Genomic DNA, 12148 nt, shown 5'->3' with positions numbered 1-12148 from the left:
ATTTCTGACTATGCGCATTCCTCGCATCTACCACCCTGAACTGATTACCGCAGGTCGCGAAATCGCCCTGTCTGATGAAGCCGCCAACCACGTTGGCCGTGTGCTGCGCATGGGTGCAGGCCAGGCCATACTGCTATTTGACGGATCTAATCAGGTTTTCGACGCCGAAATCACGCGAGCGGATAAGAAAAGTGTGCACGTAAATGTGCTGCGTGGCGAAGTGGATGACCGTGAATCGCCGCTGCATATTCATTTAGGCCAGGTGATGTCGCGCGGTGAAAAGATGGAATTCACCATCCAGAAATCGATTGAACTGGGTGTAAGCCTCATTACGCCACTTTTTTCTGAGCGCTGTGGCGTTAAACTGGATGCGGAACGTCTGAACAAAAAGATCCAGCAATGGCAGAAAATCGCCATTGCTGCCTGTGAACAGAGTGGCCGCAACCGTATTCCGGAGATCCGCCCGGCGATGGCTCTGGAGGACTGGTGTGCTGAAGAAGAGAACGGGCTGAAGCTCAATCTTCATCCACGCGCCAGCGCCAGTATCAATACGCTGCCGCTGCCCGTTGAACGTGTACGCCTGTTGATTGGCCCGGAAGGCGGCCTGTCGGCCGACGAAATAGCGATGACGGCACGTTACCAGTTTACTGATATTCTGTTGGGACCTCGCGTTCTGCGCACTGAGACAACGGCACTCACGGCCATTACCGCGCTACAGGTACGGTTTGGCGATCTGGGTTGAAGCATTAACGGAGAAGCACATGATAAAGCTCGGCATCGTGATGGACCCCATCGCAAACATTAATATCAAGAAAGATTCCAGCTTCGCAATGCTGCTGGAAGCACAGCGTCGCGGCTATGAACTCCACTACATGGAGATGAACGATCTTTATCTGATCAACGGTGAAGCTCGCGCACGCACCCGCATCGTTAACGTCGAGCAGAACTACGACAAATGGTATGAATTCGGCACCGAGCAGGATATCCAGCTTGCCGATCTTAATGTCATCCTGATGCGTAAAGATCCGCCGTTCGACACCGAATACATCTACTGCACCTACATTCTTGAGCGTGCCGAAGAGAAAGGCACCCTGATCGTCAACAAACCGCAGAGCCTGCGCGACTGTAACGAGAAGCTCTACACCGCCTGGTTCTCTGACCTGACGCCGGAAACCCTGGTAACCCGCAGCAAAGCGCAGCTGAAAGAATTCTGGCAAAAGCACGGCGATATCATCATGAAACCGCTGGATGGGATGGGTGGTGCGTCAATCTTCCGCGTGAAAGAAAGCGACCCGAATATTGGTGTAATTGCTGAAACGCTGACCGAACTCGGCACCCGTTACTGCATGGCCCAGAACTACCTTCCTGCCATTAAAGATGGGGATAAACGCGTTCTGGTCGTGGATGGCGAGCCGGTTCCTTACTGCCTGGCACGTATCCCGCAGGGTGGCGAAACCCGTGGCAACCTGGCGGCTGGTGGCCGTGGTGAGCCGCGTCCATTGACCGAAAGCGACTGGGAAATTGCCCGCCGCGTCGGCCCAACGCTTAAAGCCAAAGGTCTGATTTTTGTTGGTCTGGATATCATCGGCGACCGCCTGACTGAAGTGAACGTTACCAGCCCGACTTGCATTCGTGAAATCGAAGCGGAATTCCCGATTTCGATTACCGGAATGCTGATGGACGCGATCGAGAAACGTATCCAGAAATAACTTACTAATACTATTAGTGACAGCCCCACAGTTTGTCCGCATACTGGGCGCTGTCGCTTTTTAAACCAGGAAACAGTACCTCTGACAATGAATTTACAGCATCACTTTCTTATTGCCATGCCTGCTCTCCAGGATCCGATTTTTCGCCGCGCCGTGGTTTATATTTGCGAGTACAACGAAGACGGTGCGATGGGTATCATCATCAACAAACCGCTGGAAAACCTCCAGGTTGAGGGGATTCTGGAAAAGCTGAAAATTTCGGCTGAAGCGCGCCTGCCGGAAATCCGGCTTGATAAACCGGTGATGCTGGGCGGACCTCTTGCAGAAGACCGTGGTTTTATCCTGCACACGCCGCCAGAGTTCTCTTCCAGTATTCGAATCTCTGACAATACTGTCATCACAACCTCACGCGACGTGCTTGAAACGCTGGGTACTGCAGAGCAGCCTTCTGAAGTACTGGTGGCGCTGGGCTACTCGTCATGGGAAAAAGGCCAGCTTGAGCAAGAGCTACTCGATAACGCCTGGCTTACGGCACCTGCGGACATGAATATCCTGTTTAAAACCCCTATCGCCGATCGCTGGCGTGAGGCGGCGAAACTGATTGGCATTGATATTCTGACCATGCCTGGCGTAGCGGGGCACGCCTGATGAGCGGAACACTTCTGGCCTTCGATTTTGGTACAAAAAGCATCGGTGTCGCCGTGGGTCAGCGCATCACGGGTACCGCCCGTCCGCTCGCGGCACTGAAGGCCAACGACGGCACGCCTGACTGGAATCTTATTGAGCGTCTGCTCAAAGAGTGGCAGCCGGATGATGTTATCGTTGGACTGCCGCTGAATATGGATGGTACAGAGCAGCCACTGACCGCCAGAGCGCGAAAGTTTGCCAATAAAATCCATGGCCGCTTTGGCGTTTCTGTAAAGCTTCACGACGAGCGTCTTAGCACTGTCGAAGCGCGTGCAGGCCTGTTTGAGCATGGGGGCTTCCGGGCGCTCAACAAAGGCAGCGTAGACTCTGCTTCTGCCGTCATCATTCTCGAAAGCTATTTCGAACAGGGCTACTGAGCACAGGGAGCCTGAAGTCGCCCCTGTGCCCGCCTTTCTGCCAGGCTCTGGTCAAAGTTCTGCATCCCCACCTGCTGACCGGTTTGAATGATACCGGGCAGTTGCCACGTTTTTCCTTCACGAATGAGATTCGCTGCAGCCGCTGTGTTCACCAGCAGTTCATACAGCGCCACGCGACCGCCCTGTAGATCGGGGAGTAGCTTTTGCGCCAGTACCGCCCGCAGGCTGCCGGCCAGTTGATTACGCACCGGATCTTTCTCCTGAGCAGGGAACGTATCGACCAGCCGTTCAATCGCCTGGGATGCACCGCGCGTATGCAAGGTTGCCAGCACCAGATGCCCGGTTTCCGCCGCCGTCAGCGCCAGACGGATCGTTTCGCTATCGCGCAGTTCCCCCAGCAGAATAATGTCAGGATCCTCGCGTAACGCGCTGCGTAGCGCCTCGGCGAATGACGGACTGTGCTGGCCAATCTCTCGCTGCTGTATCAGGCAGCGTTCACTCTGGTACATAAACTCCACCGGATCTTCGAGCGTCAGGATATGGCCGTCAGTATTACGGTTGAGAAAATCGACCATCGCCGCCAGCGTGGTGGATTTGCCGCTGCCGGTCGCGCCCGTGACCAGAATCAATCCGTTGTCGTTCGTTAGCAGTTCCGGCACAGCCCGTGGTACCCCCAGCGAAGCGAGTTGCGGACAGCTTCGCGGCAACAGCCGTAGCGTCACAGAGACCCCTTTCATCTGTTTAAAGGCACTGCCGCGCAAACGCTGGCCTCCTGCAATGGTTACGGCAAAATCCGCCTGCCCGTTTGCCCACCATGCTCCCTGCTGCTCATCATTCAGCCACCCTTTTAACAATGCCTCGACATCAGGAGGCGGAAACGGTGCCGGTTCAAGACGGCCTAATCTACGCCAGCGAGGTGGCGAATCACTGCACAGGTGTAGATCGGAGACATTATGCTTTACACTAAGGGCCACAATTTCTTCCACATCCATAGACTACTCCTCGGAAAATGAACGACATTGCGCATAACCTGGCACAGGTCCGGGACAAAATCTCAGCTGCAGCAACACGTTGCGGCCGTGCTTCAGAAGAAATTACGTTACTTGCAGTCAGCAAAACTAAGCCTGCGAGCGCCATCGCAGAAGCAATTGATGCTGGCCAGCGGGCGTTTGGCGAAAACTATGTGCAGGAAGGCGTGGATAAAATTCGCTACTTCCAGGAACAGGGGATTACGGATCTGCAATGGCACTTTATTGGCCCACTGCAGTCGAACAAAAGCCGACTGGTCGCGGAACACTTCGACTGGTGTCATACCATTGACCGTCTGCGCATCGCTACCCGTCTGAACGAGCAGCGTCCGGCTGAAATGCCCGCTCTTAATGTGCTGATTCAGGTCAACATCAGTGACGAAAACAGCAAGTCCGGCATTACTCTGGACGAACTGGATGCACTGGCCGCAGAAGTCGCCGAATTGCCGCATTTAACACTGCGTGGATTGATGGCAATACCGGCGCCCGAGTCAAGTTATGAAAGGCAGTTTGCCGTAGCACAGCAAATGGCTGTAGCATTTGAGGCGCTTAAAACGCGCTATCAAACGGTAGACACGCTTTCTCTGGGCATGTCGGATGATATGGAAGCCGCCATCGCGGCAGGCAGCACTATGGTGCGCATCGGTACGGCAATTTTCGGTGCGCGCGACTACTCAAAATAATAAGGAAACCTGAGGAACGCCATGAAGACGTTGACTTTCCTGCTCTCAACGGTCATTGAGCTGTATACGATGGCGCTTTTGTTGCGCGTCTGGATGCAGTGGGCCCGTGTTGATTTTTACAACCCATTCTCGCAGTTTGTCGTGAAAATCACGCAGCCTGTTGTCGGACCGCTGCGTCGTATTATCCCGGCGATGGGGCCCATCGACAGTGCTTCTGTGCTGGTGGCGTTTATTCTGAGCATTATCAAAGCGATTGTGCTGTTTATGGTCATCACCTTCCAGCCGATTATCTGGATTGCGGCGGTACTGATCCTGATTAAAACCGTCGGTCTGCTGATCTTCTGGGTGCTTCTGGTCATGGCAATCATGAGCTGGGTGAGCCAGGGTCGTAGCCCGGTGGAGTACGCACTGATGCAACTGGCCGAACCTCTGCTGCGCCCGATCCGTAACCTGCTTCCGTCTATGGGCGGCATCGATTTTTCCCCAATGATCCTGGTTCTGCTGCTCTATGTGATCAATATGGGCATCGCTGAGCTATTACAGTCCACGGGCGATATGCTGCTGCCGGGGCTGTGGATGGCGCTATGAGCGCCGTAAGCACCTGCGCTGACGGGCTGGTTTTGCGGCTGTATATTCAGCCGAAAGCCAGCCGTGACAGTATTGTTGGACTGCATGGCGACGAGTTAAAAGTCGCCATCACTGCCCCACCCGTTGACGGCCAGGCGAACGCGCATTTGACCAAATATCTGGCAAAACAGTTTCGCGTGGCGAAAAGCCAGGTCATCATCGAAAAAGGCGAACTTGGGCGGCATAAACAGGTAAAAATCCTCAACCCGCAATCTATCCCGACGGAAGTCGCGGCACTGACAGAACAGGACTAAACCATGCAGAAAGTTGTTCTCGCGACCGGTAATGCCGGTAAAGTACGCGAGCTGGCCTCGCTATTAAATGATTTTGGGCTGGATGTGGTTGCCCAGACCGAACTCGGTGTCGACTCCGCCGAAGAAACAGGCCTGACGTTTATCGAAAACGCGATCCTGAAAGCACGTCATGCCTCGCAGATAACAGGCCTGCCCGCAATTGCCGATGATTCCGGCCTGGCCGTGGATGTTCTCGGTGGTGCGCCGGGGATCTACTCCGCGCGCTATTCTGGCGTAGACGCAACCGATCAGCAGAATCTGGAAAAGCTGCTTGTCGCCCTGAAAGATGTGCCTGCCGAACAGCGTTCCGCGCAGTTCCACTGTGTGCTGGTGTATATGCGTCATGCTGAAGACCCAACACCCATCGTCTGCCACGGTAGCTGGCCGGGTGTGATTACTCGTGAAGCAGCAGGCAACGGCGGCTTTGGTTATGACCCGATTTTCTTTGTTCCGTCTGAGGGTAAAACCGCGGCGGAACTGACCCGTGAAGAGAAAAGCGCGATATCCCACCGTGGACGCGCACTGAAACTGTTACTGGAAGCGTTACGTAATGGCTAATTTGCCACCTCTGAGTCTTTATATTCACATCCCGTGGTGCGTGCAGAAATGCCCGTACTGCGATTTCAATTCGCACGCGCTGAAAGGTGAAGTGCCACACGATGACTACGTTGCACATCTGCTGGCCGACCTGGATACCGATGTACCTTACGCACAGGGACGTGAAGTTAAGACCATTTTTATTGGTGGCGGTACACCGAGCCTGCTGTCAGGTCCGGCGATGCAAACGCTGCTGGACGGCGTGCGTGTGCGCCTGAACCTGGCAGCAGATGCTGAAATCACAATGGAAGCCAACCCCGGCACCGTTGAAGCTGACCGTTTTGTCGATTATCAACGTGCGGGCGTGAACCGTATTTCCATCGGCGTGCAGAGCTTTAGCGAGCCGAAGTTAAAACGTCTGGGGCGTATTCACGGCCCGGAAGAGGCGAAGCGTGCGGCAAAGCTGGCTACAGGGCTGGGCCTGCGCAGCTTTAACCTCGATCTGATGCACGGCCTGCCGGACCAGTCGCTGGACGAGGCGCTGGACGATTTGCGCCAGGCGATCGAGCTGAACCCACCGCATCTTTCGTGGTACCAGCTCACCATTGAGCCGAACACGCTGTTTGGTTCCCGCCCTCCGGTACTGCCGGATGACGACGCGCTGTGGGATATCTTCGAGCAGGGCCATCAGCTTCTGACCGCTGCGGGTTACCAGCAGTATGAAACGTCTGCCTATGCAAAGCCGGGCTACCAGTGTCAACACAACCTGAACTACTGGCGTTTTGGTGATTACCTGGGGATTGGCTGCGGCGCTCACGGTAAAGTGACGTTCCCGGACGGGCGTATTCTGCGCACGGCCAAGACTCGCCACCCGCGTGGGTATATGGAAGGTCGCTACCTGGAGCGTCAGCATGACGTTGAGGCGGCGGATAAGCCGTTTGAGTTCTTTATGAACCGTTTCCGCCTGCTGGAAGCCGCGCCGCGTAAAGAGTTCGAACTCTACACCGGCCTGCCGGAAGCTGTGATTCGTCCGCAGATTGACGAAGCGCTGGCGCAGGGGTATCTGACCGAATGTGATGAATACTGGCAAATCACCGAGCACGGCAAACTGTTCTTAAACTCTCTTCTTGAGCTGTTCCTCGCTGAAGCTCCCTGAAGGCTGATTCAGGATTTTGCATCCCGTTCTGCCAGCTGAGGGAAAGGCTGACAGAGTGTGAGGATGGAAAAATCAAAACAACTTCGCAAACAAATGACGCCCGAAGAATTACGCCTCTGGTATTTGCTTCGAGGTCGTCATTTCTTTGGATATAAGTTTCGCCGCCAGATGCCGATCGGCGCGTATGTCGTTGATTTTTCCTGCCTTAAGGCGAAACTGATTATTGAGCTGGATGGGGGACAACATCAGGACGAAGAGGCCTACGATCAGCGGCGGACTGCATATTTGAAAACTAACGGTTGGGAGGTTATGCGGTTCTGGAATAATGAATTTCGCGTTAACGAAGAAGCAGTGTTAAATCTCATTCTTCAACGACTGCAATGCCTGATGCCCTCACCCTAACCCTCTCCCACAGGGAGAGGGAACTCTTACTCCCTCTCCCTCTCCCCTGGGGAGACCAGCGCGCAGAGATCTTACTTCAACGTCCCCACCAGCGCCTTTCTGCTGTCTTCCAGCGACACCACGCGCTTACACACGTCTTTGCCGAATTGCTGGAAATCATCTTCCTGGTTCTTCCATTCGTTCTGAATCGAGGTCTGCAGGCCGCCCAGGCTACCTAAAACGCCCTGCAATGGGTTACCGCCGCCTTTCAGCACCGCTTTAGCCCCCATCTCGTTGATGCTGTCCTGCAGAATACCGCCCATCGCCTGGTTCACCAGCTGCTGCCCGTCAGCGCGGACCTGATCAATCGCTTTGTAGTGGAACGTCAGGCCGTCGGTACGATGCTCAATAATACGGTTCATCTGCTCTTTCAGCTGTTTATCGAGCTTTGTCAGACGGGTGCGCATATTACTGCTCTCACCCACTTCTTTGGTGATGATCTTATCCAGCGCAACGCGGCTTTTCTCAACGCGCGTCAGAGCGCCCTGGTCAATCCACGGTAGCGCGGTACGCAAATCGGACTGGTAATCTTTCGCCTGCTCACGCTGCGCGGCAGTCAGGTTGTACACCTTGCCATTAAACGTCACGTTACCATCCGGCGTAATCACCAGATCGCCATTTTCGCCTTTGACCTGCACGGTTTGCGGGCTTAACACCACGTCATCACGTGGGGTGACGCTACATTTGTAATCCGCATGGGCGGTGAATCCGGTTGCCATCAAAGCCACAGCCAGCAACGTTTTGCGCATCTTAAACACTCCCTCAGACAAAATGGGCCAGCTAATGCTGGCCCTTGACTTCTTTATTAGTCCCACCAAACGTCGAAAAGTTCGCTGACGCGGACATCTTCCAGTTTGTGGTCTTCAAGCCATTTACGTACCAGAGCCTGATGTTCTTCGGTGCATTTACCCACTTCCTGGGTGCAGATCAGACCTTCCCATGCCAGGTAGCCGCTACCGTCGAAGGCCAGCTTGTTAGGTTCGATCACGTCATTGATGAACGCATCTACGTCCTGATCAATCTGTTCTACACTGGTGCCTTCCGGGAAACGCCACGCAACGGAGAAACCCACTTCCTGGAATTCTTCGATGTGCATTTTTTTACGCAGACGACGGCTACGATTCTTTGCCATTATTTCACCCTCTCGAACATTAAGTCCCATACACCGTGGCCAAGACGATGGCCACGCTGTTCAAATTTCGTTACCGGACGCGAATCCGGACGCGGTACATAGTCATTGCTTTCAGACTGGTTTTTATACCCGTCCAGCGACGACATCACTTCCAGCATATGTTCCGCATAAGGTTCCCAGTCGGTCGCCATGTGGAAGACACCGCCCAGTTTTAACTTACTTTTCAGCAGCTCCGCAAACGGAGCCTGAACGATACGGCGTTTATTATGACGTGCTTTGTGCCATGGGTCAGGGAAAAAGAGCTGAACCATGTTCAAAGAATTGTCAGGAATCATTTTGTGCAGCACTTCCACCGCGTCGTGACACATCACGCGCAGGTTCTCAACGCCCTCTTCATGAGCTGTTGCCAGGCATGCACCGACGCCAGGCGAGTGTACTTCAATACCGAGGAAGTTCTGTTCCGGGCGAGCTTTGGCCATGGTCACCAGCGAGGTACCCATACCAAAACCGATCTCCAGCGTTACGGGCGCTTCGCGGCCAAACAGTTCGGCAAAGTCGACAGGCTGTTCAGTGAATTCAACGCCCATCACCGGCCAGTAGTTGTCCAGCGCGTGTTGCTGCCCTTTAGTCAGGCGACCCTGACGGCGGACAAAGCTGCGAATACGGCGCAGCGGGCGACCGTTTTCATCAAATTCCGGTGAAATGACGTCGTTTTTCATAAAAGAGTTGTCTGCTTGTGAGAATGTTCGGGAAACGGGCATTATCCAAAGTTAAGGCTTCTATGCAAGCATGGGAAAGATCCGGTTTACAGCAGATTGACGCTGTGCTGCAATCTGCGTCCCTGATTATGCGAATCGATGACCATGCAAGCCTCTCAATTTTCAGCCCAGGTGCTGGACTGGTACGACAAATACGGGCGTAAAACCCTGCCCTGGCAAATTGAAAAAACGCCTTACAAAGTATGGCTCTCCGAGGTGATGTTGCAACAAACGCAGGTCGCCACGGTAATTCCTTATTTTGAGCGTTTTATGGCGCGCTTCCCGACAGTGACCGATCTGGCCAATGCGCCGCTGGACGAAGTGCTGCACTTGTGGACCGGACTTGGCTATTACGCCCGCGCACGTAACCTTCACAAGGCCGCACAGCAGGTCGCGACGCGCCACAACGGACAATTTCCGGAAACTTTCGACGAGGTGGCGGACTTGCCTGGCGTCGGACGTTCAACCGCAGGTGCCATTCTCTCGTTGTCACTCGGCAAACATTTCCCGATCCTCGACGGCAACGTAAAACGCGTACTGGCACGCTGCTATGCCGTCGATGGCTGGCCTGGGAAGAAGGACGTTGAAAAACGTCTCTGGGAGATCAGTGAAGACGTGACCCCAGCCAAAGGTGTAGAGCGTTTTAACCAGGCGATGATGGATCTGGGCGCGATGGTCTGCACGCGCTCGAAGCCTAAATGCGAGCTCTGCCCGGTCAACAATCTCTGCGTGGCGTATGCCAACCATTCATGGGCGCAGTATCCGGGCAAGAAACCTAAACAGACTCTGCCGGAGCGCACAGGCTATATGTTGTTGATGCAACACGGGGACGACGTTTTCCTCGCCCAGCGTCCACCGAGCGGTCTGTGGGGCGGTCTGTATTGCTTCCCACAGTTTGAAGATGAAGATTTGCTTCGGGAATGGCTTAAAAAGCGCGGGATTGCGGCCGATAAAATGACGCAACTGACCGCGTTTCGCCACACCTTTAGCCATTTCCATCTGGATATTGTTCCGATGTGGCTTCCCGTGTCCTCATTCACCTCATGCATGGATGAAGGCACTGCTCTCTGGTATAACTTAGCGCAACCGCCATCAGTCGGGCTGGCGGCTCCCGTGGAGCGCCTGTTACAGCAATTACGTGCCGGTGCAATGGTTTAGCATCGGCTAAAAAAGAGGAATGAGTATGGCCAGAACGATTTTTTGTACTTTCCTGCAGCGTGACGCTGAAGGCCAGGACTTCCAGCTTTACCCGGGCGATCTGGGTAAGCGCATTTATAACGAAATCTCCAAAGAAGCCTGGGGACAGTGGCAGAAAAAACAGACCATGCTGATCAACGAGAAAAAACTCAGCATGATGAACCCGGAACACCGCAAGCTGCTGGAACAGGAGATGGTGAGCTTCCTGTTTGAAGGCAAAGACGTACACATCGAAGGCTATACGCCGCCGGAAAAATAACAGCGCGCGGGGATACCCCCGCCGTTAAAGCAAACACAACACGCACTCCCGGAATGATGAAAAAACTTTTAGCGCTAGCACTTGTTGCGCCGTTGCTTGTCTCGTGTTCGTCAAAAAAAGGCGATGATTACAACGAAGCCTGGATCAAGGACACCAACGGTTTTGACATTTTGATGGGGCAGTTTGCCCACAACATCGAGAACATATGGGGATTTAACGAAGTTCTTATTGCCGGACCTAAGGACTACGTTAAGTACACCGACGCTTATCTGACCCGTAGCCACATCAACTTCGATGACGGTACGATCACGATAGAGACCATCGCAGGCACAGATCCGGCGGCACGGTTACGGCAGGCAATTATCAAAACCCTGCTGATGGGTGACGATCCAGGCTCTATCGATCTCTACTCCGACGCCGACGATATTACTATCTCGAAGGAACCGTTCCTGTACGGCCAGGTCGTCGATCAGACCGGACAACCTATCCGCTGGGAAGGTCGCGCCACAAAATTTGCTGACTATCTGCTGCAGACCCGTCTGAAAAGCCGCTCAAACGGCCTGAAGATTATCTACAGCGTCACCATCAACCTCGTTCCGAACCACCTCGACAAGCGTGCGCATAAGTACCTGGGAATGGTGCGTCAGGCCTCGCGTAAATATGGTGTGGATGAGTCGCTGATCCTGGCGATCATGCAAACGGAATCTTCGTTTAACCCGTACGCGGTCAGTCGTTCCGATGCTCTGGGGCTGATGCAGGTTGTGCAACACAGCGCCGGTAAAGATGTCTTCCGTGCTCAGGGTAAATCCGGCACACCAAGCCGCGGCTATCTGTTCGACCCACAGAGCAACATTGATACCGGCACAGCTTACCTGGCCATGCTCAACAATGTGTACCTGGGCGGAATTGATAACCCGACGTCACGTCGTTATGCGGTGATTACTGCGTATAACGGTGGTGCGGGCAGCGTGTTGCGCGTGTTCTCGAATGACAAAGTGCAGGCCGCAAACATCATCAACAGCATGGCGCCAGGAGATGTTTATTCAACCCTGACCACCCGCCACCCGTCCGCGGAATCCCGCCGTTATCTGTATAAGGTGAATACGGCGCAGAAGAACTATCGTCGTCGCTAAAAAACGCCCCTTGCCCTACCCCTCTCCCCAAATGGGAGAGGGAATTCGAACCCCCATACGAAAATGCTATTTGCATCACAATCCAAACTGCAAATTAATGTGGATTGCATTTTTTTGCGGGAGGTAACAAA

Annotated in this window: 17 protein-coding genes; 13 read left to right on the top strand and 4 right to left on the bottom strand. The window is 54.0% G+C overall.

The window, feature by feature from the left end:
* Positions 1-10 precede the first annotated feature (10 nt).
* The 4 genes from rsmE to ruvX all read left to right on the top strand — a co-directional run bounded on the left by rsmE (position 11) and on the right by ruvX (position 2773).
* Positions 11-742, top strand: coding sequence for a 16S rRNA (uracil(1498)-N(3))-methyltransferase (gene rsmE / locus V6E55_RS07760; protein WP_316942538.1), 732 nt, complete (start codon positions 11-13; stop codon positions 740-742).
* Positions 743-761: 19 nt separating this feature from the next.
* A complete protein-coding gene (gene gshB / locus V6E55_RS07755; protein WP_114979902.1) occupies positions 762-1709 on the top strand; it encodes a glutathione synthase in 948 nt (315 codons plus the stop codon).
* A gap of 87 nt (positions 1710-1796) precedes the next feature.
* Complete coding sequence (locus V6E55_RS07750) at positions 1797-2357, top strand: YqgE/AlgH family protein (RefSeq protein WP_028018381.1); 561 nt, start codon at positions 1797-1799, stop codon at positions 2355-2357.
* Entirely contained in the window at positions 2357-2773 is a 417-nt protein-coding gene (ruvX, locus tag V6E55_RS07745) for a Holliday junction resolvase RuvX (protein ID WP_114979901.1), read from the top strand. Before V6E55_RS07750 ends, ruvX begins: the two co-directional genes overlap by 1 nt.
* Here the strand turns inward: ruvX and V6E55_RS07740 are convergent.
* Positions 2767-3765 (bottom strand): type IV pilus twitching motility protein PilT, encoded by a 999-nt coding sequence (locus tag V6E55_RS07740; RefSeq protein WP_316942536.1) that lies wholly within the window; start codon positions 3763-3765, stop codon positions 2767-2769. The genes ruvX and V6E55_RS07740 overlap by 7 nt on opposite strands.
* Positions 3766-3782: 17 nt before the next feature.
* Here V6E55_RS07740 and V6E55_RS07735 point away from each other — a divergent pair, with 17 nt between their 5' ends.
* The 6 genes from V6E55_RS07735 (at position 3783) to V6E55_RS07710 (ending at position 7499) form a co-directional block, all read left to right on the top strand.
* On the top strand, positions 3783-4484 hold the full coding sequence (locus V6E55_RS07735; RefSeq protein WP_129995020.1) for a YggS family pyridoxal phosphate-dependent enzyme: 702 nt from the start codon (positions 3783-3785) through the stop codon (positions 4482-4484).
* 21 nt (positions 4485-4505) lie between these two features.
* Complete coding sequence (locus tag V6E55_RS07730) at positions 4506-5072, top strand: YggT family protein (protein ID WP_028018384.1); 567 nt, start codon at positions 4506-4508, stop codon at positions 5070-5072.
* Positions 5069-5365 (top strand): DUF167 family protein YggU, encoded by a 297-nt coding sequence (gene yggU, locus V6E55_RS07725; protein WP_014885193.1) that lies wholly within the window; start codon positions 5069-5071, stop codon positions 5363-5365. Before V6E55_RS07730 ends, yggU begins: the two co-directional genes overlap by 4 nt.
* A 3-nt stretch (positions 5366-5368) precedes the next feature.
* A complete protein-coding gene (locus V6E55_RS07720; protein WP_114979897.1) occupies positions 5369-5962 on the top strand; it encodes an XTP/dITP diphosphatase in 594 nt (197 codons plus the stop codon).
* On the top strand, positions 5955-7097 hold the full coding sequence (gene hemW / locus V6E55_RS07715; RefSeq protein WP_316942535.1) for a radical SAM family heme chaperone HemW: 1143 nt from the start codon (positions 5955-5957) through the stop codon (positions 7095-7097). Before V6E55_RS07720 ends, hemW begins: the two co-directional genes overlap by 8 nt.
* 63 nt (positions 7098-7160) lie before the next feature.
* Complete coding sequence (locus V6E55_RS07710) at positions 7161-7499, top strand: endonuclease domain-containing protein (protein WP_316942533.1); 339 nt, start codon at positions 7161-7163, stop codon at positions 7497-7499.
* A gap of 71 nt (positions 7500-7570) precedes the next feature.
* Here V6E55_RS07710 and V6E55_RS07705 read toward each other — a convergent pair whose 3' ends face one another.
* The 3 genes from V6E55_RS07705 to trmB are packed head-to-tail and all read right to left on the bottom strand — an operon-like array spanning position 7571 to position 9389.
* The gene (locus V6E55_RS07705; protein WP_236921136.1) at positions 7571-8287 is read right to left on the bottom strand and encodes a DUF2884 domain-containing protein; all 717 of its coding nucleotides are present in this window, start codon (positions 8285-8287) and stop codon (positions 7571-7573) included.
* A 56-nt stretch (positions 8288-8343) separates the two neighbouring features.
* A complete protein-coding gene (locus V6E55_RS07700) occupies positions 8344-8670 on the bottom strand; it encodes a YggL family protein (RefSeq protein ID WP_014885198.1) in 327 nt (108 codons plus the stop codon).
* Positions 8670-9389 (bottom strand): tRNA (guanosine(46)-N7)-methyltransferase TrmB, encoded by a 720-nt coding sequence (trmB, locus tag V6E55_RS07695; RefSeq protein WP_114980011.1) that lies wholly within the window; start codon positions 9387-9389, stop codon positions 8670-8672. The genes V6E55_RS07700 and trmB overlap by 1 nt, the downstream gene beginning before the upstream one ends.
* 144 nt (positions 9390-9533) lie before the next feature.
* On the opposite strand from trmB, the gene mutY reads away from it, so the two are divergent.
* Genes mutY through mltC form a run of 3 tightly spaced genes read left to right on the top strand, consistent with a single transcriptional unit; the run spans position 9534 to position 12017 of the window.
* Complete coding sequence (gene mutY, locus V6E55_RS07690) at positions 9534-10586, top strand: A/G-specific adenine glycosylase (protein ID WP_236921134.1); 1053 nt, start codon at positions 9534-9536, stop codon at positions 10584-10586.
* 25 nt (positions 10587-10611) lie between these two features.
* Positions 10612-10884, top strand: a complete 273-nt coding sequence (locus V6E55_RS07685) for an oxidative damage protection protein (protein ID WP_023309138.1) — start codon at positions 10612-10614, stop codon at positions 10882-10884.
* Between the two features lie 56 nt (positions 10885-10940).
* Positions 10941-12017 (top strand): membrane-bound lytic murein transglycosylase MltC, encoded by a 1077-nt coding sequence (mltC, locus tag V6E55_RS07680; protein WP_114980009.1) that lies wholly within the window; start codon positions 10941-10943, stop codon positions 12015-12017.
* Positions 12018-12148 lie beyond the last annotated feature (131 nt).

This window comes from Enterobacter sp. 342 (assembly GCF_036663495.1).
GTDB lineage: Bacteria > Pseudomonadota > Gammaproteobacteria > Enterobacterales > Enterobacteriaceae > Enterobacter.
Note: the sequence above shows the minus strand (reverse complement) of the source record. Positions and strands in the feature narration are given on the sequence as shown.

Bases quoted from the DNA above. Each gene is read 5' to 3' on its own strand.
- rsmE (WP_316942538.1), top strand. From the start codon at position 11: ATGCGCATTCCTCGCATCTACCACCCTGAACTGATTACCGCAGGTCGC.
- gshB (WP_114979902.1), top strand. From the start codon at position 762: ATGATAAAGCTCGGCATCGTGATGGACCCCATCGCAAACATTAATATC.
- V6E55_RS07750 (WP_028018381.1), top strand. From the start codon at position 1,797: ATGAATTTACAGCATCACTTTCTTATTGCCATGCCTGCTCTCCAGGAT.
- ruvX (WP_114979901.1), top strand. From the start codon at position 2,357: ATGAGCGGAACACTTCTGGCCTTCGATTTTGGTACAAAAAGCATCGGT.
- V6E55_RS07740 (WP_316942536.1), bottom strand. From the start codon at position 3,765: ATGGATGTGGAAGAAATTGTGGCCCTTAGTGTAAAGCATAATGTCTCC.
- V6E55_RS07735 (WP_129995020.1), top strand. From the start codon at position 3,783: ATGAACGACATTGCGCATAACCTGGCACAGGTCCGGGACAAAATCTCA.
- V6E55_RS07730 (WP_028018384.1), top strand. From the start codon at position 4,506: ATGAAGACGTTGACTTTCCTGCTCTCAACGGTCATTGAGCTGTATACG.
- yggU (WP_014885193.1), top strand. From the start codon at position 5,069: ATGAGCGCCGTAAGCACCTGCGCTGACGGGCTGGTTTTGCGGCTGTAT.
- V6E55_RS07720 (WP_114979897.1), top strand. From the start codon at position 5,369: ATGCAGAAAGTTGTTCTCGCGACCGGTAATGCCGGTAAAGTACGCGAG.
- hemW (WP_316942535.1), top strand. From the start codon at position 5,955: ATGGCTAATTTGCCACCTCTGAGTCTTTATATTCACATCCCGTGGTGC.
- V6E55_RS07710 (WP_316942533.1), top strand. From the start codon at position 7,161: ATGGAAAAATCAAAACAACTTCGCAAACAAATGACGCCCGAAGAATTA.
- V6E55_RS07705 (WP_236921136.1), bottom strand. From the start codon at position 8,287: ATGCGCAAAACGTTGCTGGCTGTGGCTTTGATGGCAACCGGATTCACC.
- V6E55_RS07700 (WP_014885198.1), bottom strand. From the start codon at position 8,670: ATGGCAAAGAATCGTAGCCGTCGTCTGCGTAAAAAAATGCACATCGAA.
- trmB (WP_114980011.1), bottom strand. From the start codon at position 9,389: ATGAAAAACGACGTCATTTCACCGGAATTTGATGAAAACGGTCGCCCG.
- mutY (WP_236921134.1), top strand. From the start codon at position 9,534: ATGCAAGCCTCTCAATTTTCAGCCCAGGTGCTGGACTGGTACGACAAA.
- V6E55_RS07685 (WP_023309138.1), top strand. From the start codon at position 10,612: ATGGCCAGAACGATTTTTTGTACTTTCCTGCAGCGTGACGCTGAAGGC.
- mltC (WP_114980009.1), top strand. From the start codon at position 10,941: ATGAAAAAACTTTTAGCGCTAGCACTTGTTGCGCCGTTGCTTGTCTCG.